We start from the raw sequence: 23934 nt of genomic DNA, 5'->3' as shown, positions 1-23934 counted from the left end.
AATACACGACAAACAGTCATGCTACGTCATGCCACCGGTTATCCCGGCTTTGCGTTGGGCACAATACCCGAGGCCCTGACAAGCGCGGTCGGCACCGGCCGTGATGCAGGCGGTACGGGTACATTATCAAATACAATTGTAAACTCGCTTCCTTTCTGTGGTGTGCTTTGCATGGAAATGTGTGCACCGATAGCTTCTACCTGCGTCTTAACCAAATAAAGTCCGATGCCGCGTCCTTCACCATCGCGGTGGAAGCGTTGGTACAAATGAAAGAGCTTGTCGCCATGTCTTTGAATGTCGAGCCCCAGTCCGTTATCTTTCACCATCAGGTGCACGACGCCCTCGACTACCGTGGTGCGAATGCTGATCACCGGTATGCGGTCGGGATGTCGGTACTTAATGGCGTTGCTGATGAGGTTGTATAGAATACTTTCAATGTAGGGCGAGATAGTATACAAGGCATCGGCGGCGGAGAGATCCTGCGTGATGCGCGCGTGATTCGTATTGATCTCTTCCTTGAGGCTCATACAGGCGCTCGCCAATCGCACCGTCAGGCTTACCGTTTCGAACTGTTTGTCCTTGCCGTTTCGTATTTCCAGGATGTTAGACAGGTCATGAATGACGGTATCCAGTTCTTTGCCCGACTCGGCCACCTTCTGTAAGACCACCTCCACTTCGTTACCGTGTGGATCAACGAGCTTGGCCAGGTTTGTTAATCCTAGCAGGCGGGCTACGGGCGATCGCAGATTATGCGCAACGATAAAGGCGAATTGTTCGAGTTGTTTGTTTTGGTCCAGCAGTTCGGTATTCGTGACCAGGAGCTCTTCTGTGCGCGCGCTGATTTGTTTTTCAAGCTCCTCTGTATGGTGCTGAAGCAGGTCGTGTTGTTTTTCTACTGTCTTACGTGCGTCATGCAGCGCCTGATTGTTTTGTTGCAGCTCCTGGTTCTGCAATTCGATCTGTTCCTGCTGGGTCGTGAGCTCTTCTACCTGCGATGAGATTTCTTCATTTTGTGCGGCAATTTCTTCATTTTGCGAAATGAGCTCCTGTGTGCGTTCCACCACGAGTCTCTCTAACTCTATGTTCTGCCGCTTCATTACATTCAGCATTTCGGCCTGTGCTTGCTCCTTTTGCTGCTTCAGCAAGTCAATTTTGCCGGCTAGGCCAAATGCCAGCAAAACGCTTTGGCCTATTGCTCCGATCATAAATGAGCTGCGTGTATAAAAGCCTGGCGGCAGAACGCCATTTATGTATAAGAGAAACACAAGCACGGCTGTCAGGAAGAAGGACAGTGCAGCAATGAAAATACCGGCCTGCGGGTATTGTTGCCTGTATGCCTTCACGCCCATCGCCACCAGGTACGGCGTTACCAACAGTGCGACGAGCTGCATCACAGCATTACCAATAAGTGGTGCACCCATAAGGAATAGTACCCCGGACAAGGCCAATAATATATAGAATACACGTAAGCCCCGGTGAAGACGCGGCATATAGGTAGCAGATTGCAGAAAGCTACTGGAGAATAACAGGATCAGGAAACTGGAGATGCCACCAAACAACATCGGGTATTGGTTTATCCACGGCGTCTCCGGCCACAGATATTCAAATCCGGAGCCTATGTAAAGAATGTCGATAAAGACCAGCACCGAAAACAGGTGCAGCGCATAGTATAGATAGCAGCGTTCGTGTACAATGAAGTACGTGATGAGGCACGAGAATGTCATGATGACCAACAACCCACACAGAAAGCCAAAGGAGAGATTCCGCGCGCGCTGCGCGTCCAATATACCTTTGAAGCTGCTGATGGTCATCGGCACATCCAGGTTTACGTCGGTCTTAATGCGAAGATAGAATGTGTGCTGCGTGCTGTCGCCTGCACCCGCGAGACGATATAAAAAATAGTTGTTTTTGATCGGGCGGGCGCTCATGGGGTGAAGCAGGCCAAACGTATGGCCTTCGTAGCCGCCGTTGGCCGTTGGAGCAAAGAGTTGGACATGTTGCAGGCCGGGCTCCGCGATTTCCAGCACGCAAGCCGACGGCGTGTGATTCACCACAGTAAAACGAAGCCAGATGGCCGCGCGCGTAGTACCAAAGTGAGGCCACGAAGTTTCCGATCGTTGAAATTGCCGGGCTACCGGCCCGGTGCGAACATCTTCAAGACTCAGCGCCGTACTTTCGTCTTTATAATAGTACACAGAGCGTCCAATGGGGATTACTGTTTCGTCGTCGCGAAAATGAACGATCTTCTGTGCTGTGCTTTCACGAAAATTGATAATAAGCACCAACAGCAAAAGCAGGGATCGCAGGAGAACGGTGATTGCAGCCATACAGTGTGTGTTGATGAATACGGACCAGAAACGCTTCTATGAAGCATCATGATTAATATAAAAAAATATTCCGTATGAATACAACTTGTGATGCGCACAGTGATATAACTACGTATATTCCTATACGTACTACCTTGTAGTGATAAAGGCTATAATGACACGTCTTTTGATTAATCGAGAATCCAGGGCGAGCGTTGGAAGGGATCCCAGGATATCGTAGCAAAATCTGCCTTCGGATCCACGAACGATTTTAATGGGCCGCCGTTCAGGCTTACTTTGGATTGTGCATACAGCGCCACATCCGTGTAGCCTTTCGACCGCAGGTCACGTAGAATAATTTGCGCAGCCTGCCAGATCATGTCTGGGCTGCGCGAGATCGCGCGGATCTGCAGAGTCGTGAAATAGTCACGCAGTTGTACAGGAATTGTTTGGCCGTCTGCCCTTCGTGCTTCAAAGGACAAATGCCCACTCTTCGTGCGCAACATCATGTGCCATGCCATGCGATGGCCTTCTTCCGTCCAGAATACAGAGCCTGGGAAAAGCAAATGCCGCAAAGGCAACAACAGCTGCACCGCGAAGTATAACACCAACGCAGCAGTAACAATGTTTTTATAACGGGGGGTATAGACCTTAGAGACGGGTTGAACAAGCTCCTTCTTCCGGAAGAAAATCTTGCGTATCGTTTCTGGTGGGAAGAAGAAGATGGTAAGTGCAATCATGAGGTATGGGAAGCCGCCGATCTGAAAGGTGATCGAGTTGAAAACGTTGAAGATGATGCAAAGCACAAACCCGAGCACCCGCGTACGGCGCCACAACAGCAGGGGGGTAATAAGCAGGTCGAAGAAGATACCACCGTAAATGATAAAGGTTCGGAACCATGCCTGACCAAAGAGCGGCCCGAGCACGGGGTAGTGTGCCTTGGCATCAAACCAAATGGCAATCGGCTTTCCTGCCAGCCAGTCGGGATATAGCTTGGCCAGCGATGCATAGGTAAATACGAGCGCTACTTGCAAACAAAAGATCAACACGCACCACCGGGGGCAGGTATGCTGCAAGATCGCCGGGTTACGACGCACATCCAGTGAGCGATACCGGTGGGCCGGTACGACGGCCAGAAAGACCCCCAGCAGGATCAACAGATAATAGTGATTATTATAATGCACCTTCTGCATCAGGTAGCATCCCCACCACAGAAAGGCAAAGGCGATGGTGGCAACCCGGTAATAAAACCCCAGCATGATACAGAGGCCGGCCACGGCGATCAAACCATAGTAGCTATATACGGCAGTGGGGGAGGGTAACGTCAGCCATTCAAAACCTATAAACGGCAAGGCATGCTGGGGGGCCACAAACGTTTCGTGTATCCAGCCGGTGGCAAAGGCACCCACCACCTCCAGGAAAATCAGTAGGCCAAAAAATATACGGAATAAAACCAGCCCGCTGTTGTCGACCCGCTCAAAGAGATAGCGGTGTATACTTGCTAATGACATCATCAGTAAAAATCTGACGGCAATTTAGGATGAAGCGTGAGAAGCTACATGTGATGCAGCCCTTTATAAGTAGAAAAGCCGCCGGAATGGTCCATTAAACAGGATAAAAGCACATTAATACCCGGAAAAATCCGGTAAAAAGGGAAAGGAACAGACTGTGGGAGGTTTTACACAGTGGCGCCGTGATCGCGGAATATTGTTGGGGACTGTTAAAATTAATTGTGATAAATTTTTTGATATGATCAAAAAGTATCAATTTGGTAGTGCTTAATAACTGTTGGCCTTAGCGCCTCAGCTACTAAACGACCTGAGCTAAGTGAGAAAGATCATGATGACGAGGCGGCTCAAGACGATCGAACAAAACCGGAAGACGCGCCGGTGATTGTGCAAAGCCTCTTCATTTTAAGTTTTAAGTGAGATGTCGCAGGACAGCTAAAGATTACCCCTTGTTTGATTGCGATGATCAGGGTTATGGTGTAAAGTACCGTTCTTGATGCAGCGTAATTGAAACACGTACTTCGCCTTACGGGACGAAGTAACAGGACAAGATACCGACGAGCTGTACAGTAGTGTATAGTGTATGTATAGATTTACGTGTGGGGTGGATGAATTAGTTACTTATCAGGTTTTCGAATGCACGCTGAACAGGAACAAAGTATTTGGAACGCATTTAAACGTGGAGAATGGCATGCGTATAGCCGCCTCTACGAGGAGTACTACCGCCGGTTGAATAACTATGGTTATAAATTCACCCGTGACGTCGCACTGATCGAAGATACCATACAGGATCTTTTCGTGAAGTTGTGGACCAATCGCGAAACGCTCAGTACGCCGCCCTCGGTTAAGAATTATTTATATAAGGCGTTGCGCCATTCGCTGTTCAGAAAGCTGAAAACCCGGTCCAAGCTCTCGTTTTCGGCTGCTGACGACTATGATTATACGTTTGAAGTTTCGTATGACCACCAGTTGATCTTACGCGAAGAGCAACAGCATATGCAGGACATGATTAAAGAGGTCGTCAGTAAGCTGCCGCCTCGCCAGCAGGAAATAGTGTACCTGCGGTTTTATGAAGGACTATCGTATGAAGAAGTTGGCGAAGTCATGTCGATACATATAAACTCAGTCTATAAACTGTGGTACAAAGCCCTTGACAACCTGAAAGATACGCTGCACTATTTGGTTTGCCTTCTCTGGTGCCTATGCTTGCCGAAACCTGATCCGGCAGTTTTATCATAGCCACCGCAAACCCTCGCAGCACCCGCACACACGCTCACACCCGAAGTTAATCAACCCCGAACCCATCCGAAATGGTCCCGATTTCCGGGATCAACAACCTTTTACTGTGTTTAGTGAAATGCGATCGACTAATATTTAATTAGGCTGTCGCATGTAAGAACTTTAATAAGTTTCTGCAATTCTGTCGTTTCGCAAGGGATAATTTGCCGAACGAATAGCGTAGTAGGGCTTGTAAGAAACTGCTGGGAGCAAATGGAGGAATACGAAAAGTACACGTTATCGGATTTTCTGGAAGATGACTCGTTTGTGCGTTGGGCGACCAATGCCGAGCCGGAGGCTAACGTGTTTTGGAAGGAAGTGATCAAAATCTATCCTGAGAAGGAGGCGATTATGACGCAGGCGGTGGAGATAATTACAGCGTACCGCAGCCAGGACACTTTTACCAACGAAATGGGCCGTCAGCAGCTGTGGAACCGGATTCAAGCTGAAATTACGCGCGAAGAGGAGCCGGCAGCAACACGCGTTAAAAGTATGCCGCTCTATATGAAAGTGGCAGCAGCGGCTTCGTTGCTGGTCGCCGCCACGGCTGTATACTGGTTCTTCGCTGATCATCGTGAAAGTGTACATACCGCCTATAATGAGGTAACAAAGGTCGTGCTGCCCGATCACTCCGTGGTGACACTAAACGGCAACTCGACACTATATTATAAGGACAACTGGACTGACGGGACACTTCGTGAAGTGTGGCTCGAAGGGGAGGCCTTCTTCAATGTAAAGCATATCAATAAAGACACGTTGAACATTCGAGAGGGGGAACGCTTTTTGGTGCATGGTCGCGATGTAGAGATCGAAGTATTGGGTACTTCTTTTAATGTACGTGACCAGGCTGAAAAGACGGACGTAACACTTATTACCGGTAAGGTAAAGGTTGTGTTAGCCAGCCTGTCAAAAGATACCGTGACAGACGTAATTATGTTACCCGGCGACTATGCCGAATTTGCCAACCAAAACCTGATCGCCAAGAAGAAAATAGAGAAACCGCAGCAATCCATCGCGTGGATCAACCAGGACTTTGTATTCACCGACGCGTTGCTGAAAGACATCGTGAAGACACTTGTTCAATATCATGGCTATAAAGTAGACGTGAAAGACGACAAGTTGCTGAACTTAAAGATCGAAGGCGAGATCAGTGTATCCAGTATTCCCGAGCTGCTGGCGACCATCTCCGCAACGCTTGACCTGGATGTAGAACAGAAATCAGAAAAACATATCGTGCTATCGAAAAAATAAATACGACCTTACCTAAATCTTAAATTATGAAACATTTTAACTCCAGCTTACTGGCTAAGGGTACGCTACTGATGTACATGGTGGGAGCCTCCGTCCCCGCCAGCTTTGCACAGCAGTTTGCTTCTACTGCAAGCGCGCGAGCGCTGCGGGGTATGCAGGTCAACTCAGACCCAGGGTTTGTAGATGACCAGCAGGTTAGCCTGAAAGAAGCATTGAATGACTTAAAAAAACGTTACAATATCCGCTTTGCATACCGCGCAGGTCTGCTAGAGGGCAAGACCGTTTCTGCCGCGCTGTTGTCAGAAAATCTGACGCCGGAAGAGACGTTGGAGAAAATGCTTGATCACTGCAAGCTTCAGTTCAAGAAGATCAATAAAAAGCAGTTCAGCATCTTTGCCGGAGAAGAACCGGCCACACCATTCGAAAACGCGCAGCCGGTAGCGGCTACTGCATTAGCAGCGGTAACGACAACTGCCGTAGCGCCTAACTTCACGCTTACCGGTACCGTTATCTCCGGCGATGATAACACGACCATGCCGGGCGTAAACGTTGTTGTAAAAGGCACCACCATTGGTACTACTACTGACGGCAACGGTAAATATACACTGTCCGTACCCGATGAAGGCGGGGTGCTGGTATTATCGTTCATCGGCTATGCCACACAGGAGGTCCCCTTCACCTCGGCGCAGACGGTTGTGGACGTCACCATGCAGGTGGAATTATCCACCCTTGGTGAAGTGGTCGTAACGGCCCTTGGTATTGAGAAAGATAAAAATGCCCTGGGATATTCTGTAACCGAAGTAAAAGGCGAGGAGTTCACACAAGCCCGCGAAGTAAACGTGGCCAATTCGTTGAGTGGTAAGATCGCCGGTCTGAATGTCACCGGTGCTTCCACTGGACCTGGTGGTTCCAGCCGTGTTCTGATCCGTGGTAACGGATCACTCACAGGTAACAGTCAGCCGCTGTATGTAATTAACGGTATGCCGATCGACAACTCTGTACCTGGAGGTTCAACGTCACCTAACGGTGCTAACGGTAACCTGGCAACGAACATCGATCGTGGTGATGGTATTGCCGCGATCAATCCCGATGATATTGAATCCATCACGGTACTGAAAGGCGGTACGGCTGGCGCCCTCTACGGCTCACGTGGTTCCAACGGTGTTATCCTTATCACAACAAAGAAAGGGACGGCCCGCAAAGGCATTGGTGTAGAATATAACTCGACCTATACTCTCGACCGCGTGGCAGTATTCCCCGATTGGCAATATGAATATGGCCAGGGTGAAGGCGGTGTCATGCCTACTACCCAGGCAGAAGCCATTAGCAGTGGCCGCCGCTCGTTTGGCGCCCGCATTGACGGTAATACCAACTACGTGGCTGCAGATGGCAAGAATCACCCATATTCAGCACAGAAGGACAACCTGAAGAATTTCTACGAAACCGGTAAGACATTCACGAACACCCTAGCTTTCTCAGGGGGTAACGAAGCAATCCTCTATCGATTGTCGCTTTCCGATCTCGATTCGAAGAGCATCTTGCCCAATACGAAATATAACCGTAAAACAGCCAACCTGAACCTTAGCGGTAAGTTAAGCGATAAACTGCGGGTAGAGGCTGTCGCACAATATACACGTGAAGTAGGCCAGAATCGTCCTAACGCGGGCGACGCGCTGGGCAACCCCAACTGGACTCCCTACGAGGTAGCGAACACTGTAGACGTACGTTGGCTCGATCCAGGTTATGACGCGAACAACAACGAACTGGCATGGAACGATGCACCCATCGCTACTAACGGATATTTTGTTATCAACAAAGTAAAGGAAAACGATGATAAAAACCGTTTCATCGGCCAGGCATCGGTATCCTATGATATCCTCAAGAATTTGACTGCGAAGGCTATTATTACACGGGACTTCTATTCGTACGATTTTAAGCACATCCTGCCTACCGGTACGCTGTACCAGCTGAGGGGACAATATACCGGCATGGAAGCGGAGGTATCAGAAACCAACTCGATGGTGACGCTGAGCTATAAGGCCCAGCTCAGCGAAAGCATTGGCATGTCCTTGCTGGGTGGTTTCAATACCCGTCGCGCTGTAGAAAAGCGTTTAGACATGAGAGGCACCGAATTTACACAACCCTACTTTTATGCCTTCACCAACCTGAACCAGTCGTCAGTAATACCGTTTGATGGCCGCTCAGAAACGAACTCGGTGTTTGGATCCATCGATTTGGACTATAAGGGTTACCTCTTCCTAACGGCCACCACACGCCAGGATTGGTTCTCGACGCTCAGCCCAAAGGACAACGGCATCTTTTATCCCAGCGTTGGTGCGAGCTTCGTATTGTCGGACGCGATCACAATGCCGACCGCATTTAATCTCGTGAAGTTCCGCGCTTCGTGGGCGCAAGTGGGTGGTGGTTCCCCTGATCCATATCAGATCAACCTGACCTATAGCGCAGTACCGAGCAGCACTGTACCGTTGCAGAACGTGACAGAAGCACAGCTAGGTGTCAAGAACATCACTAACGCACAGCTCAAGCCGTTCACGTCTACTACTACAGAAGTTGGCTTCAATGTGCAAATCCTCGACAACCGCCTCGGCTTCGACGTGGCGTTATACGATCGCCGTTCTACAGACGACATCGTATCGGTGCCTGTCTCCCTGGCCACGGGTTATAATAACGCTGTGCTGAACTCCGGCGAGTTGAGCAACCGCGGTATTGAAGTGTTGGTCAACGCCACCCCCGCAAAAGTTGGCGCCTTTACCTGGGATATGAGCTATAACTTTGCCTACAACAAGAGCGAAGTGTTGAAACTCGCCGACGGTATTCAAACGCTGCAAATTGGTGCGTCAGCGAACGGTAACGCAACCATCCGCAATAATGTCGGCCAACCTTATGGCGGCATCTACGGCTACCGTATGCTCCGCAACGCACAAGGTGTGCCAATCTTCGATATGACTGCCAACCTACCCGGCCAGACGGATATCAACCAAAAGCTTGGCAACGGTGTACCACCTATTACGATGGGTTTGACCAACGATTTCCGTTACAAGAACTTCAGCCTGAACGTACTGCTCGACGGTAAATTCGGTCACGACGTCTTCTCGGTAACAGAAGTATATGCCGCACGTCTGGGGCTCCATAAAATGACCCTGGAAGGTCGTGAAAATGGCCTGGTGCTCAAAGGCGTTACACCTGAAGGTACCCCGCACGAACGGACCATTGCAGTAGCCAACCTGCGTTCGCAATACTATAACAGCGTGAACCGGTATACAGAAATGTTTGTACACGATGCCAGCTTTGTTAAACTGCGCCAAGTAATCCTGTCATACCGCCTGCCGGTAGAGAAATTGAAGTTCGTTAAGATACAGTCGGCGACCTTGTCGCTGGTAGGCCGCAACCTGGCGATCCTGTATAAGAAGACGGATAACTTCGATCCTGAGCAAAGTTTGACTAACGGCGCTGCGCAAGGCATCGAATCGATCGGCTTGCCCCGCACCCGGTCTTATGGCGTCAACCTGATCGTTAAGTTCTAATCGTAAAATTCCACGACAAATGAAAATATTCATCAAAAAATACGCTTCACTGCTGCTTTTGCCTGGCATGCTGCTGGTAAACGCTTGCGACGATTTTGGCGATGTGAATGTCAATCCCAACGCTATTTCGACGCCCACACCGGATTATATCTTCAGCAAATCACTTTATGACGGTACAGCGGTCCTGGCTAATCACGCTTCTCTGTTGCTGGGGAACATGCAATACACGACCAGCTACAACGACGTAGCGGGCTTTGGTTCGAAATATGTGGCGGCGCAGCAACTGCGCTCGGCGTCGGTATTCACCGACAGCTATCCGAACCAGATTAACGAGATCACCGAAGTGATCAATGCCGTGCAAGATGAGCCGGCAAATGTCAACAAGCTGTCGATCGCCCGGATCTGGCGTGTGTTCTGCTACTCCCGTCTCACGGATTTGTACGGTGACATTCCGTATATTCAAGGTGCACAAGGATATATTCAAGGTATATATCAACCTGTGTATACGCCCCAATCGGAAATCTATGCCGACATGCTTAAGGAACTGCAGGAGGCTACTGCCGCCCTGAACACAAGCGACGTTTCGTTTGGCGCGGCCGACGTGATCTACGGCGGTAACACCGACCAGTGGAAAAAGTTTGGTTACTCGTTGATGTTGCGCCTCGGCATGCATTTGACCGAGGTGTCGAACAGCATGGCCGAGGAGTGGGTGAAACGTGCCATCGCCGGCGGTGTGATTATGCAAGATGCCGATATCGCTGCGATACGGAACTATAACGCCACCGGTCAGACCATTACGCGAAATCCGATTGCCTATAGCCTGTTCCAAAGCGACTATATCGCAGCCAACGGCAAAACCAATCCGGAGGGGGGTAAGTATCAGGAGACTTTTATCGATTCGCTAAAGGCTAATGACGACCCGCGTCTGCCAATCCTTTCGATCGTGTGGGTGGGCGGCACGCCGAACAATGATCCAGACATTCAGCAGGGCATGGCCGATGATATCAACGGCTCTGCGCCCGCGAACTTCGGCGATCTGTCTGAGCCTAATCCTGCTACGGTACTTTTGCAGTCCGGTTTGCAGTTGATATTCACTACGCAGGAGGTTAACTTCCTGTTGGCAGAAGCTGCCCTGCGTGGCTGGTATAGCGGCACGCCGGCCGACCTTTATGAAGACGGTATACGCGCCGGCATGCGCCAGTGGCAGATCGCTGTCGGTGCCGCAGGCGCCATTGGCTCACAAGATGTAGATGATTATGTTGACGCACATCCGCTGGTAACGACCGGCGATATGGACTCTCAACTGGAACAAATCTATACGCAGTTTTGGATGGGTGCCTTCCCCGACGCAACCGAAGTGTATAACGTCTATCGCCGCCTGGGTTATCCGGCGCTTACGCCGAATACTTACGGCGGCAATGCCACCGGCAACAAACTGATCCGGCGGTTTATGTATCCCACTTCTGAGCAGACCCTGAACACGACCTCCTATAGTGAGGCGGTGCAGCGTCAAATCAGCGAGAACGGTTGGGTTACAGATAACCTGAACGGCCACGTGTGGTGGGATGTTAACGGACGGTGATAACACCTAAAAATAAAGGCCGGTGTGCACACACGCACACCGGCCCTTTTATATCCAACCTGCCTTACCATTTATATACCCATCATACCGCTACAAGCTTTTATATTTTCTCCACCTGCCCTAACCGCTATCTTTCGATAACGCACCGGAAGCCTAACCTATAAGACACCCATAACACCCTAAGTATACATGCTGAACCGTAGAGAACTCCTTCGCCGCCTTTCTTCTTTTCCCGTGATCGGTGGCATCGTAGGCAGCGTCGCACCTTTTTCCGTGCTGGCCGCGCCTGCGCAAAAGACCCCACCGAAACGTGACGTATTTAAAGAGCTGGGCGTACGTACCTTCATCAATGCCGCAGGTACGTATACTGCAATGACCGGTTCGCTGATGCGCGATGAAGTGATGGACGCCATCAATTTCGCTTCCAAAGAATTTTGCATGCTGGACGAAGTACAAGACAAAGTTGGTGAGAAGCTCGCCAAGCTTGTACACTCCGAGGCCGTGGTTGTAACCTCCGGCGCGTTCTCCGGCATGACCCTGGGCCTGGCCGGCGTCCTCACCGGCATGGATGTAAAGAAAGTAGAGCAACTGCCGCACCTGGAGTACACCGGCATGAAGTCGGAAGTGATCATCCAGAAGGCGCACGATATTGTTTATAACCACGCCCTGACCAATACAGGGTGCAAGATCGTTTGGGTAGAGACTGCCGAAGACGTGGCCAAAGCCGTGAACGAACGCACGGCACTTATGCACTTCCTGCACATACAATCGGACCTCGGCAAGATCCAGCACGAAGAATGGGTGGCGCTGGGTAAAAAATATAATGTTCCCACCTCCATCGACATTGCCGCCGACGTACCGCCTGTATCAAACCTCTGGCGTTTCAATGACCTCGGCTTTAGCTTTGTTGTGATCTCCGGGGGAAAAGCCATTCGCGGCCCGCAAAGCGCGGGGTTGCTGATGGGGAAAAAAGAAATTATTGCCGCTGCGCGATTGCATATGCCGCCACGGGGCTTTAACATTGGCCGCGGATTTAAGATCAACAAAGAAGAGATCTTGGGTATGTATGTAGCCATCGACACCTATATCAAGGCCGACCATGACAAAGAATGGAAAGAGTGGGAGGCAGGTATCGCGCATATTCAGAGCGCGGTCAAAGGCGTCTCTGGCGTAACAACGGAAGTAAAGGTGCCGGAGCTAGGCAATCACACGCCGACACTGCACATCACCTGGAACGAGTCGGTAAAGATCACGAGTACCAAGCTCAAAGAAAACCTGCGCAACGCCAGCCCGTCGATTGAGATTGCCGGCGGCAGCGAGGCCAACAGTGTATCGGTGACGGTGTTTATGTTGAAGCCCGGACAGGAGAAGATCGTGGCGACACGCTTGAAGGAAGAGCTAAGCAAAGCAGTGGCATAAATGAGATTGAAGACACCCCAAAAATAATTGTTTCACTATTTGTATAAACAGCCATGAAAGAACAAAGAAGATCGATCCTGAAGAAAATCTTTACATCCGCTGCCGGCGTCGTAGGTCTCGGCATGGTAGCGAACGCGAAGAGCGACGCCACACCGGAGAAAGAGGTATTCAATGTCGTGAAGGATGATCAGGATGTACCGTTGTTTTCCGGTTCTACCAAGTTCGGTAACCTGGTGTTTGTGGCAGGCAAAGGCGCCCACTTCGATGGCGATATCACTGCCCACACCCTCCACGTGCTTGACGAACTGGAGAAAGAGCTTGTCAAAGCAGGTTCTTCAATGAAAAAAGTACTGAAGGTAAGTGTGTTCCTGCACGACCTGAATGACTACAAAGCTATGAACGAGGCCTATAAAGGCAAGTTCGGTGACAAGCCCCCCGTACGTACGACGGTCGCCGTATACGGTGGCGTACCGGGCGACTCGCTCGTGGAGATGGATTGCATCGCCTATATTTAATGGATAACGCTGCCGGCACCACCGGCAGCGCCTTCTTACACAGGAAGCGCATCAGGGCTGACCGGGATAAATAAATCGATCAGACGTTATTGTAATGCCTGCAGTAAAGAAAAAATACCAGACACCCAACACCCGAAACGGACCTTACGCTATATGTATGTAACTCGTAAACTGTATCTCCTTTGCCTGCTCCTGCTGTGTGCCGGTGCGGCCCTGGCCCAGGAGTACACCCTGCTGCTGAAAGGCGGCCACGTAGTCGACGCCAAAAACAACATCGATGATGTCATGGACGTCGCCATCAAAGACGACAAGATCGCGCTCGTCGCTAAAAATATAGACCCCAAAAAAGCTACCCTGGTGGTCGATGCCAAAGGCCTGTATGTAACGCCTGGCTTGATCGACATACATTCACACAACTTCTTCGGCACACAACCCGACCACTACCTGAGCGACGGCTTCGAGGCGCTTCCGCCCGACGGCTTTACGTTCCGTGTCGGTGTAACGACGGTCGTGGATGCCGGTGGTGCCGGTTGGAAAACGTTCAGCACCTTCAAACGCCAGACTATCGAGCATTCGAAAACACGTGTGCTGTCGTTCCTCAACATCGTCGGCGAAGGCATGCGCGGTGGCCCGTACGAGCAGAACCTGGCTGACATGGACAGCCGCATGACCGCCATGGTCGTACGTCAGAACAGCGAGATCGTCGGCGTTAAAGTAGCACATTTCTCGGGCACTGAGTGGGACCCGGTCGATCGTGCCGTAGAGGCCGGCAAGATTGCCAACGTGCCCGTCATGATCGATTTCGGTGGCCATGTGCCGCCGCTGCCCCTGCGCGACCTGCTGCTGACGCACCTGCGTCCCGGCGACATCTTCACCCATACCTATGCTCGTCTCACAGGTCGTGGCCCGGTCATGGACGACCAGGGCAATCCCTTTCCATATGTGCAGGAAGCCATCAAGCGCGGCATTGTCTTCGACGTAGGCCACGGAGGCGGCAGCTTTATGTTCTCACAGGCTATACCGGCCATCAAGCAAGGATTCTATCCCACCACCATCAGCACGGACATTCACACCGCCAGCATGAATGCGGGTATGAAAGATCAGCTCAATGTCATGTCAAAGTTTGTCAACCTGGGCATGCCGCTGCAAGCCGTGTTCAAAGCTTCTACGTGGTCGCCGGCATCGGTCATTCATCGCGATGACCTGGGTCATCTTACCGCCGGTGCGGTAGCGGACGTAGCCGTATTCAGCATGCTGACGGGCAAGTATGGATTTGTCGACTCGAAAGGATATAAATTGGAAGGGACAAAGAAGCTGGAGTGCGAGCTGACGCTGCGCGCAGGCGAGATCGTATACGACCTGAACGGTATATCAAAACCGTCGTGGACGACCGACCCCAATGCGGCCGCCTTCGCCAACAAGAAATAATGCCACTGCTCACATGAAAAAAAAGAACGTGATACTGGGCCTGCTGTTCGTGGCGGGAGCTTTTACTGCCTCTGTGCAGGCTCAAACAATACCGAAAGAGGAGCTCATCTTTCTTACATCGGAATGGAAAGGGGAGCGGTTTCCTGATGGCCGCCCCCGCATTCCCGATGAGCTCGTGGCCCGCGCCAAAAACGTGTCTATCGAAGAAGCCTGGCTCGTGCTGCGCAACGAAGGCTATACCTCGCAGTTTGAGGGTAACTTTAAAGTATTGAACAGCAGCCAACCCATGGCCGGGCGCGCCTACACGGCGATGTTTATGCCCAGCCGCCCGGACGTAGAGAAGAATATTAAAGACCGCGGCAAAAAAGACGGACGCATCGGCAACACCAACTCCTGGCCCATCGACAAACTTTCGAAAGGTGACATCTATGTGGCCGATGGATTTGGCAAGATTGAAGCAGGCACGCTGATCGGTGACAACCTCGGTAACTCGATCTATGCCAAGTCGGGTAACGGCGTGGTATTTAACAGCTCCGCCCGCGATCCCGAAGGCCTCGCGAGAATCAAAGGCTTTAATGCCTGGGTGCGCGAGTGGGATCCGACCTTCCTCGAAAACTCGGTGTTGATGGGGCTCAACACGCCCATTCGCATCGGCAAGGTAATGGTGCTGCCGGGCGACCTGGTACTGGCGCGCGACGAAGGTGTAATTTTTATACCCGCTCACCTGGCTCAGAAGGTTGTCGTGACAGCCGAGTTCCTGCAGCTGCGTGACAAGTTTGCTTTTGACATGCTGCGCGAGCAGAAGTTCACCCCCGGTGAGATCGACAACCAATGGACAGACAAGGTGAAAGAAGCTTTTCTGCAATGGCTCGATAAGCACCCGAACGAGATTCCCATGAAACGAGCCGAGCTCGACGAGTATATGAAAAACAGAACGTGGTAGACATCCAGGGTCTGTAGTTCATGGTTCACGGAGGTTTGGCCGGGAGCTGTGGGCTACGGACCGTGGAGGTCTTTTTCCTGACCTGAACAACCATGACAAAACACAAGCTCTTACTATATGCCGCGGCTGCGTTCCTGATAGCGGCGGTTTCCCTGGTCCTCGCGGACCAGATACCCGCCTCGGGTATCCTATTTGTCCTGTTCTTTCTGTCGCTGGCTATCGGTGTCCGTGGCTACGAAGCATTGAAGGGGTTCTCCTACACCATCATGATTCTGGCGGCCGTGACGACGTCTATGTACTTTCCGCAGTACTTCATCTCAGTCAACGGTTTCCGGCTCGACAATCTCTTTACACCGCTGCTGCAGATCATTATGTTCGGCATGGGCACAGAAATGAGCGTTAAAGACTTTGTGGGGGTTGTCAAAATGCCCAAAGGCGTAATTATCGGCACGGTGAATCACTTCACTATCATGCCGCTTTTGGGCTTTACACTCGCAAACGTTTTCGACTTTCCGCCCGAGATTGCGGCCGGCGTGATTCTGATTGGTTGCTCGCCCTGTGGCATGGCCTCTAATGTCATTTCGTATCTGGCAAAAGCCAACCTGGCCCTGTCTATTACTCTCACCACGGTTTCTACCTTTCTCGCGCCGATCCTTATGCCACTGCTCATGAAGCTGCTGGCCGGACAGTTCGTGGAAATAGAGGTCACCAAGATGATGTGGGACATCACAAAGATCGTCATCCTACCGGTTGTGGCGGGTTTGCTTTTCAACCGCTTTTTCCGGGGCAAGACAGCGTGGCTGGACAAAGCCATGCCGTTGGTGTCTATGGCCGGTATTGCCTTTATCATTCTCATCATTACGGCGAACGGCCGCGACAACCTTATGGCTATAGGTTTGTTGCTGATCGTGTCATCGCTGATTCACAATACCATGGGTTACCTGCTGGGTTACTGGTCTGCGCGTCTCTTTCGGATGAACGAACAGGACTGTCGCACCATCGCCATCGAAGTAGGAATGCAAAACGGAGGCCTGGCCTCGGGCATTGCCAAAGAAATGGGAAAAGCCGCGACGGTAGGCCTGGCACCCGCCATCTTCGGTCCGCTCATGAACGTTACCGGCTCCATCCTTGCATCGTGGTGGCATCGTAAACCCATTGAAGACAAAAAGGCCGTAGTAACGGCATAACAGGATATACCGTGGCACGATTTGCATTATGACACGGGATTTTTGATTGAGGTTAAGGAAAAAGGCACCGGCGACGGTGCTTTTTTTTTGAATATATTTGCGCATTATCGCAACCTACAAACCATGAAAAAACTCGTTTACTTTTCACTCGCGTTACTGGTCGCCGGCGCCTGTAAGCAAAAAGCTCAGGAGCCAAAACATATCATCATTACCGGTATAGACTCCGGAAAGAAACCTGGTGACGACTTTTTTATGTATGTCAACGGCATCTGGTATGACACGGCGCAGATCCCCGCCGGTCAAACCGGCGTAGGTTCATATTCTTTTTTGAACTTCCCGCAGCGCATACGCCTGAAAGGCATTCTGGATAGCGTTGCCAACAGCAACAATCCCGCCGGAAGCATCGAACAGAAAGTGGGCGACTTCTATGCCTCCGGTATGGACACCGTCACGATCAACAAGCGCGGCTATGACCCGATCAAGCCCTTGCTGGGGCGCATCGACGCGCTGACCGACGTGCCCTCGTTGCTGAAGCTGGTGGCCGAAGAACAAACGGTGGGCACGGGTTCCATCATTGGCTTTAGTGTAGGCCCAGATGATAAAAAGAGCACAGTCAATATTCTGCAGCTCTATCAAACCGGTATAGGCCTACCAGAGCGGGATTATTATTTCCAGAAAGACTCGGCAACACTCGCGATTCAAAAAGCTTATAAAGCATACCTCGCCCAATTATTTCAGCTGACAGGAAGCGACGTTGTGACGGCGGAGAAAAATGCATCCGCGGCCTACGAGGTGGAAAAACAGTTGGCAGGTGCGCACAGAACGAACATTGAGCTCAGAGACGTGAAGGTGAACTACAATAAGTTGGCCGTGGCAGATATAGCAAAGAAACATCCCAATCTTCAGTGGACAACATTGTTGAACGATCTCGGGGTGAACGTTGACTCGGTTAACATGGGCCAGCCTCCTTACTATGATAAGCTGAACGCGATGTTGAAGTCAGTCTCCATCAACGACTGGAAGGCATATCTGAAGGCCAATGCCCTCACCAGCTACGCAGGCTTATTGAGCCGGCCTTTTGCCGATGCCACTTTTGCGTATACAAAAGTGCTGACAGGACAAGCCGTTAAGAAAACACGCGCGGAAGAAATGACGCAAGCCGTAGATCAGTCGCTGGGAGAAGCGCTGGCACAGCTGTATGTAAAGAAGTACTTTCCCGAAGCCGCCAAGAAACGTATGGCGGTGTTGATCGGTAATCTCAAGACAGCCTTTGAAGCACGTATCAATAAGCTGGATTGGATGAGCGACTCCACCAAGGCTAAGGCAAAAGAGAAATTATATGCCTTTACGGAAAAGATCGGATACCCCGATAAATGGAGAGACTACTCCAACGTAGAGGTGAAGAGAGATACATATTTTGAAAACTGCTTATCCGCTAATAAAAATGAATACCGCTATGCTGTTGCGAAAGTCGGACATCCGGTTGATAGAACGGAATGGTATACCACTCCGCCAACGGTCACGGCATACAACAATCCGCCATTGAATGAAATCGTCTTTCCGGCAGGTATTTTACAGACTCCCTATTTTGATTTGAGTGCGGATGATGCGTTGAACTATGGCGGCATTGGTATGGTGATCGGCCACGAAATCACACACTCGTTCGACGACCAGGGAGCGCAATTTGATAAAGAAGGCAACGTAAAAAACTGGTGGGCAAAAGCGGACTATGAAAAGTTTAAAGCCAAAACCCAACAGGTAATTGATCAATATAATTCATTTACAGTACTCGACTCAGTACATATAAAAGGTGCACTGACAGTAGGAGAGAACACCGCAGACATTGCCGGTGTCGCGATCGCATACGATGCCTTTAAATTGACTGAACAAGGTAAAGACACGACGAAACTGGATGGTTTTACACCGGACCAACGTTTCTTTATTTCTGTAGCAAGAATCTGGCGTGTGAAAACTACCGCCCCATTTTTACGCATGTATGTAAACACGAATCCACACTCGCCCGCTAAGTGGCGCGTAAATGGGCCACTCATGAATTTTACACCGTTCTACAACGCATTTAATGTACAGCCGGGCGATAAAATGTATAAGCCCGAGAATGAACGGATAACGGTCTGGTAGTCAAACTTTAGAACCTTTCAGCCCTTTCTGTCTTACAGAGAGGGCTTTTTTTTGTTTATGTGGCACGTATTCCCATGTGTAGATTTTGTTCATTCATCGCAGGGAATCCCCCTAAGAACGGTATGGTTTTTTATCCGTGAGAAAACATAACGTAATTGATCACCGTATGAAAATCAAAAATTATCTTTTTATACTGGCCGCCATGTCGGCTATAGTGTTGAGCTGTTCGGACGATGATGATGGAGACGGCAACGGTAACCAAACCGGACCACCAGTAGAGACTCTTCCAGCCAATACAGACTACGAACCTGCGTTCGAAGGTCAAACGCGGATTGATGGCGTGATCACCACTACTGATTATGAATCACGCGTCGTTACCTCCAATCTGGAAGCCCCCTGGGGCGTCACCAGCCTGCCCGACGGACGTTTGTTGATAACCGAGAAGGAAGGTAACATGCGCATTGTTACCACTACTGGTACTGTAAGCAGTGCCATCACTGGCATCCCGGCGGTTAACGCTGCAGGGCAGGGAGGGTTGTTAGGACTATGTATCGATCCGCAGTTTGCCTCTAACAGAATGGTATATTGGGCCTTCTCAGAAAACGTAGGGGGTGGTACACTTACTGCAGTAGCAAAAGGCCGGCTGGCCGATGACGAGAAGAGCATTGAAAATGCAACCGTAATATACCGCGCTAACCCTGCATACCCGAGCGATTTGCACTATGGTGGCCGCGTGATATTCGATCGTTCAGGCAACTTGTTTATAAGTACCGGCGAGCGTTCTGTTCTGCCGACACGGCCGTTGGCACAATCGGTAGAAGCGGCTCTGGGAAAGATCATCCGCATCACGACAGACGGTCAACCCGCGTCTGGCAATCCGACATTCAGTGGCAATGGAGCACTACCCGAGCTATATAGTATCGGACATCGAAACCCGCAGGGCATCGCGCTGCATCCTGAAACCGGTGATTTGTGGCAGGCTGAACACGGACCCCGTGGTGGCGACGAGTTGAACCGCGTACGCGCGGGTGCCAACTACGGCTGGCCTACGATCACCTATGGTATAGAGTATAGCGGCGAAACCATTGGTGACGGCATCCAGCAAAAAGACGGCATGGAACAGCCTGTATACTACTGGGATCCCGTGATATCGCCCAGCGGCATCACGTTCTACAAAGGCGATCGCGTACCGGAATGGAAGAACAATCTCTTCCTTAGCTCATTGAGCGGGAAGCATATTATTCGTCTGGTAATTGACGACAATCGGGTTGTAGGCGAAGAAAGGCTGCTGGCATCCGAAGGGCAACGCTTCCGCGACATCACCCAGGGTACTGATAATGCGTTGTACGCTGTCACAGACGAAGGCAGACTCTATCGGATCGATAGAAAGACAGATGCTAAGGACTAAGCATCAATTTAACACAACATCATGAACCAGCCAGGCTACCACCTGGCTGGTTTTTTTGCATCGCAAAGCCCGGTAAATCCAGCCATCAAATGCTTTAAGTTGATGGCTTGGTCGGAGTTTCTTAATTTCGTAGCCGGGAGCGGCGTCCAACATTCTGACTATGCAGCAACAACAACAGGCGGGGGAAAAGGAGCGGGAAGATTTGTTCATATACAACTATGTATCCGAAAAGCAGGTTGGTAGAAATAAAATATTTCTTCAACACAATCTAATTACGCTATTGGAGCAGGGCGAAAAAGTAGTGCATTACGCTAACAACGCCACCATAATTAAAGACACGCAATTTGCATTGCTTTCTGCTGGAAATTGTTTGATGACAGAAAAGCTTCCTGTTGACAATCACTATCGCAGCACCATGCTGTTTTTCGACAATACGGCGTTGACGAAGTTCTTTGTGAAATATGCGGCGATCATTGACAAGCTCGCGTCCACCGCGGATAAATATGAAAAGCCGTTCCTCGTTTTCGGGAAAGATGCGTTCGTCAGAAACTACATAGCATCTCTCCAATTCATTCACCCCCAGACTTCTTTTTCAGACAAGCGGGTAGAACTAAAATTTGAAGAGCTCATGCTTTACCTGGTCGAGAAATATCCGGGTGAAATGCGCTCGTTTCAGGCCCGAACCCGGAAAGAATACTCGGACCTGGAAGTGAGAAAAGCGGTAGAACAGAATATTACCAGTAACCTTACATTGGAAGAGCTGGCTTTTTTGTGTAGCACAAGCGTCTCGACGTTTAAACGAAGGTTTCTGAAGCTCTACAATGTCCCGCCGCGCCAATACTTTCTGATGCGCAAGATGGAAATAGCAACATCGTTGTTATTACAAAATGAAAACCCCAGCGAAGTCTTTTACAAAGTAGGTTTTGAAAACCACTCGAGTTTTTCACAATCGTTCAAACAAGTATACGGCGTCAGCCCGAAACAATATCAGCAGCAAAAATTGAGCTGATTCCGGGCCACTGCCCGATCGTCCATTCCCGCGTCCACTACCTTGTTGAGAAGTGATGCCGGACGCCTGTCAGAAAAACAACCTGCCCGATGGGGCGAAGGTGGGTTAAGCCGTGAATGAAGACGCCAGTGTAGTGCTCACGGGGTGTTATGCTTGAATATGAATGCCTTTGCAAAGGCTTCTTTGCCCGTGTATTCCAGACAATCGGTGTAAACGTCCCACTTTTCCCCGCGGTAGGGCGCGCAGGCGCGATAATTAGATTTGCGATAACCAGCCAGCAGCTGTATTTTTCGACTCGGATAGGAGCACCAATACAATCACGGTGTACCTGGAGGGAGATGTTATGAGAAGAATTGTATTTTTTGGAGATAGTCTGACGGCCGGCCACGGTTTGCAAAACCCGTCGGTCGAGTCTTATCCAGCATTGATCAAAGACAAGCTGCAGCAAGAGAATCTTCTCTATGAAGTGATCAACGCGGGCATTAGTGGCGATACGTCGTCTGGTGGGCTCAGCCGGTTAGACTACTGGATCAGCCAGCCCGTCGACGTGTTTATACTGGAACTCGGCATCAACGACATTCTGCGCGGCTTGCCGCTATCGTCCATTCATCGTAACCTCGACACCTTGTTACAGAAAGTCCGCAGGAAGCACCCGCAGTGCAAAATCATTGTCATGGGCATGGAAGTGCCCGGCTATGCCAACGTGGCCCGGCTGGAGGAATTTACCTCCATTTACCGCCGGCTCGCAGAAGCACATAATGCCACGCTGGTGCCCTTCTTCCTGGAAGGTGTGGCGGGTATAAAACAGATGAACCAAAACGACGGCCTGCATCCATCAAAGAAAGGCTACGACGTCATTGCCACGAAGGTATGGCCGGTAATACGCGGCGTATTGGAAACAGCTTGATAGAGAGCAACCGTTCGCGTCGAGGTCATATGCACAGGCTTCGCCAGCTATAGCACGCCGCAGGCATGGAAATTTACGCCATATACAAAATAACAAGTAACGCTATGGCAAAGACAGCGAAAAAAACAGCAAAGAAAGCTGGTAAGACAGCCAGGCCAGCTGCAAAAAAAACGGCTAAGAAAACCGCTAAAAAGGCATCGGCTAAACCCGGGCCGAAAGACCGCGAGTACGTAAATAAAAAGCAAAAATACGAGGTCGCGTACGAACCCAGCCGAAAGACACCGGCGAAGAAGTTCGGTTCATCGAAAAGCACGAAGTAAAAAAAGAACGGCGGCCAGATGGTCGCCGTTCTTTTTTAGAGCACACGCTGTGGATTGTAAAAACGCTTGTTTCAAAGGATCTCACGGTAAGGGAATGTTTTTGCCCACGCTATTTATAACGGACCGGATCATGCCGGCGACCCGGGGAGGAATAATAATTTAGCCTATGCTGGCAGTATCAACGCTTATAGTTATGGAAACGACTCACGTAAAAATGCCTAAGAACATTCCGCCGCAGCACCAGGAGCAGCAGCCCGGCATAGAAGCCGAAATGATACCAGCACCCGTATACGATAACGACGATCCCGGTCTCGGCCGGCTCAACGGCAAAGTAGCCATCATCACGGGAGGCGATAGCGGCATTGGCCGCGCCGTCGCAGTGCAATTTGCCAAGGAAGGTGCTGATGTAGCCATCGCGTACCTCGACGAGAATTTGGACGCTGCAGAGACCGCAGAGGCTATGCGCAAATATGGCAAAGAAGCCTTGCTCATTGCCGCAGACGTCTCCAAAGAAAGCGAATGTAAATTGATCGTCGAAGAAACGATAAACCGCTTTGGAAAAATTGACATTGTCGTCAATAATGCTGCCGTGCAGTACGAGCAGAAGAGTGTCGAAGACATTTCAGCCGACCAGCTCGAACACACCTTCAAGGTAAACATCTTCGCGCACTTCCACCTTTGTAAGTACGCGCTGCCACACCTGAAGCCCGGTAGTGTTATCATCAATACTGCCTCCATCACCGCGTACCGCGGCAATCCCTCACTAATCGATTACTCGTCCACCAAAGGAGCCATCGTAGCGTTCACGCGCAGTCTCTCGCAAGCCGTGGCCGATCGTGGTATACGCGTAAACGCGGTAGCGCCCGGTCCCGTTTGGACGCCCCTCATCCCCGCATCGTTCGACGAAGAGAAAGTTGCTAAATTTGGTAAGGACACGACCTTAAAGCGCCCGGCCCAACCGATCGAGATCGCGCCCTGTTACGTCTTTCTGGCGTCCAAGGAAAGCGCCTTTATCACAGGCCAGGTACTTCATCCCAATGGAGGTACTGTCGTCAATACTTAGTGCAGAGGGTGGAAGCCCTTCCCGTGACCTTCTGGCTATACAATAAAAAGAGGCGTCGCTGCGCAATTGTTGACAAAAAGCAACAGTAGCCGATTGTGTGTGTAACACGATCTTCAGGGTCTCCCT

The 23934-nt window shown here is 50.6% G+C and carries 17 protein-coding genes; 15 read left to right on the top strand and 2 right to left on the bottom strand.

Features of this window, described 5'->3' with window-relative positions; translation table 11 throughout:
• Nucleotides 1-38: 38 nt before the first annotated feature.
• Both K7P01_RS01675 and K7P01_RS01670 read right to left on the bottom strand, forming a co-directional pair.
• Nucleotides 39-2327 carry a 7TM diverse intracellular signaling domain-containing protein gene (locus K7P01_RS01675; protein WP_267289179.1) on the bottom strand — a complete coding sequence of 763 codons (2289 nt, stop codon included), beginning with the start codon at nt 2325-2327 and terminating at the stop codon, nt 39-41.
• A 170-nt stretch (nt 2328-2497) separates the two neighbouring features.
• Nucleotides 2498-3820 (bottom strand): HTTM domain-containing protein, encoded by a 1323-nt coding sequence (locus tag K7P01_RS01670; RefSeq protein ID WP_267289177.1) that lies wholly within the window; start codon nt 3818-3820, stop codon nt 2498-2500.
• Between the two features lie 630 nt (nt 3821-4450).
• Here K7P01_RS01670 and K7P01_RS01665 point away from each other — a divergent pair.
• The 15 genes from K7P01_RS01665 to K7P01_RS01595 all read left to right on the top strand — a co-directional run bounded on the left by K7P01_RS01665 (nt 4451) and on the right by K7P01_RS01595 (nt 23808).
• Nucleotides 4451-5053, top strand: coding sequence for an RNA polymerase sigma factor (locus K7P01_RS01665; RefSeq protein ID WP_267289175.1), 603 nt, complete (start codon nt 4451-4453; stop codon nt 5051-5053).
• A 252-nt stretch (nt 5054-5305) separates the two neighbouring features.
• On the top strand, nt 5306-6343 hold the full coding sequence (locus K7P01_RS01660; protein ID WP_267289173.1) for a FecR family protein: 1038 nt from the start codon (nt 5306-5308) through the stop codon (nt 6341-6343).
• Between the two features lie 26 nt (nt 6344-6369).
• Nucleotides 6370-9888 (top strand): SusC/RagA family TonB-linked outer membrane protein, encoded by a 3519-nt coding sequence (locus K7P01_RS01655; RefSeq protein WP_267289171.1) that lies wholly within the window; start codon nt 6370-6372, stop codon nt 9886-9888.
• A 19-nt stretch (nt 9889-9907) separates the two neighbouring features.
• Entirely contained in the window at nt 9908-11470 is a 1563-nt protein-coding gene (locus tag K7P01_RS01650; RefSeq protein WP_267289169.1) for a SusD/RagB family nutrient-binding outer membrane lipoprotein, read from the top strand.
• Nucleotides 11471-11659: 189 nt separating this feature from the next.
• Nucleotides 11660-12889 carry an aminotransferase class V-fold PLP-dependent enzyme gene (locus tag K7P01_RS01645; RefSeq protein ID WP_267289167.1) on the top strand — a complete coding sequence of 410 codons (1230 nt, stop codon included), beginning with the start codon at nt 11660-11662 and terminating at the stop codon, nt 12887-12889.
• A gap of 53 nt (nt 12890-12942) precedes the next feature.
• Nucleotides 12943-13404: a RidA family protein gene (locus tag K7P01_RS01640; protein WP_254083456.1), complete on the top strand. Its 462-nt coding sequence runs from the start codon at nt 12943-12945 to the stop codon at nt 13402-13404.
• 153 nt (nt 13405-13557) lie between these two features.
• Nucleotides 13558-14832, top strand: coding sequence for an amidohydrolase/deacetylase family metallohydrolase (locus tag K7P01_RS01635; protein ID WP_267289163.1), 1275 nt, complete (start codon nt 13558-13560; stop codon nt 14830-14832).
• Between the two features lie 13 nt (nt 14833-14845).
• The gene (locus K7P01_RS01630) at nt 14846-15775 is read left to right on the top strand and encodes an RraA family protein (RefSeq protein ID WP_267289161.1); all 930 of its coding nucleotides are present in this window, start codon (nt 14846-14848) and stop codon (nt 15773-15775) included.
• Between the two features lie 92 nt (nt 15776-15867).
• Nucleotides 15868-16962, top strand: a complete 1095-nt coding sequence (locus K7P01_RS01625; RefSeq protein WP_267289159.1) for a bile acid:sodium symporter family protein — start codon at nt 15868-15870, stop codon at nt 16960-16962.
• Between the two features lie 123 nt (nt 16963-17085).
• Nucleotides 17086-19101 (top strand): M13 family metallopeptidase, encoded by a 2016-nt coding sequence (locus K7P01_RS01620; RefSeq protein ID WP_267289157.1) that lies wholly within the window; start codon nt 17086-17088, stop codon nt 19099-19101.
• A 166-nt stretch (nt 19102-19267) separates the two neighbouring features.
• Complete coding sequence (locus K7P01_RS01615) at nt 19268-20509, top strand: PQQ-dependent sugar dehydrogenase (protein WP_267289155.1); 1242 nt, start codon at nt 19268-19270, stop codon at nt 20507-20509.
• Between the two features lie 160 nt (nt 20510-20669).
• Complete coding sequence (locus tag K7P01_RS01610; RefSeq protein WP_267289153.1) at nt 20670-21518, top strand: helix-turn-helix domain-containing protein; 849 nt, start codon at nt 20670-20672, stop codon at nt 21516-21518.
• 343 nt (nt 21519-21861) lie between these two features.
• On the top strand, nt 21862-22425 hold the full coding sequence (locus K7P01_RS01605) for an arylesterase (protein WP_267289151.1): 564 nt from the start codon (nt 21862-21864) through the stop codon (nt 22423-22425).
• 104 nt (nt 22426-22529) lie between these two features.
• Complete coding sequence (locus K7P01_RS01600) at nt 22530-22745, top strand: hypothetical protein (protein ID WP_267289149.1); 216 nt, start codon at nt 22530-22532, stop codon at nt 22743-22745.
• A gap of 193 nt (nt 22746-22938) precedes the next feature.
• On the top strand, nt 22939-23808 hold the full coding sequence (locus K7P01_RS01595) for an SDR family oxidoreductase (RefSeq protein WP_267289147.1): 870 nt from the start codon (nt 22939-22941) through the stop codon (nt 23806-23808).
• Nucleotides 23809-23934: the final 126 nt, after the last annotated feature.

This window comes from Parachryseolinea silvisoli, assembly GCF_021190955.1.
In the GTDB taxonomy this organism is placed as follows: Bacteria; Bacteroidota; Bacteroidia; order Cytophagales; family Cyclobacteriaceae; genus Ohtaekwangia; species Ohtaekwangia silvisoli.
The sequence above is the reverse complement of the archived record's forward strand: the minus strand, read 5'-3'. Positions and strand labels throughout refer to the sequence as shown.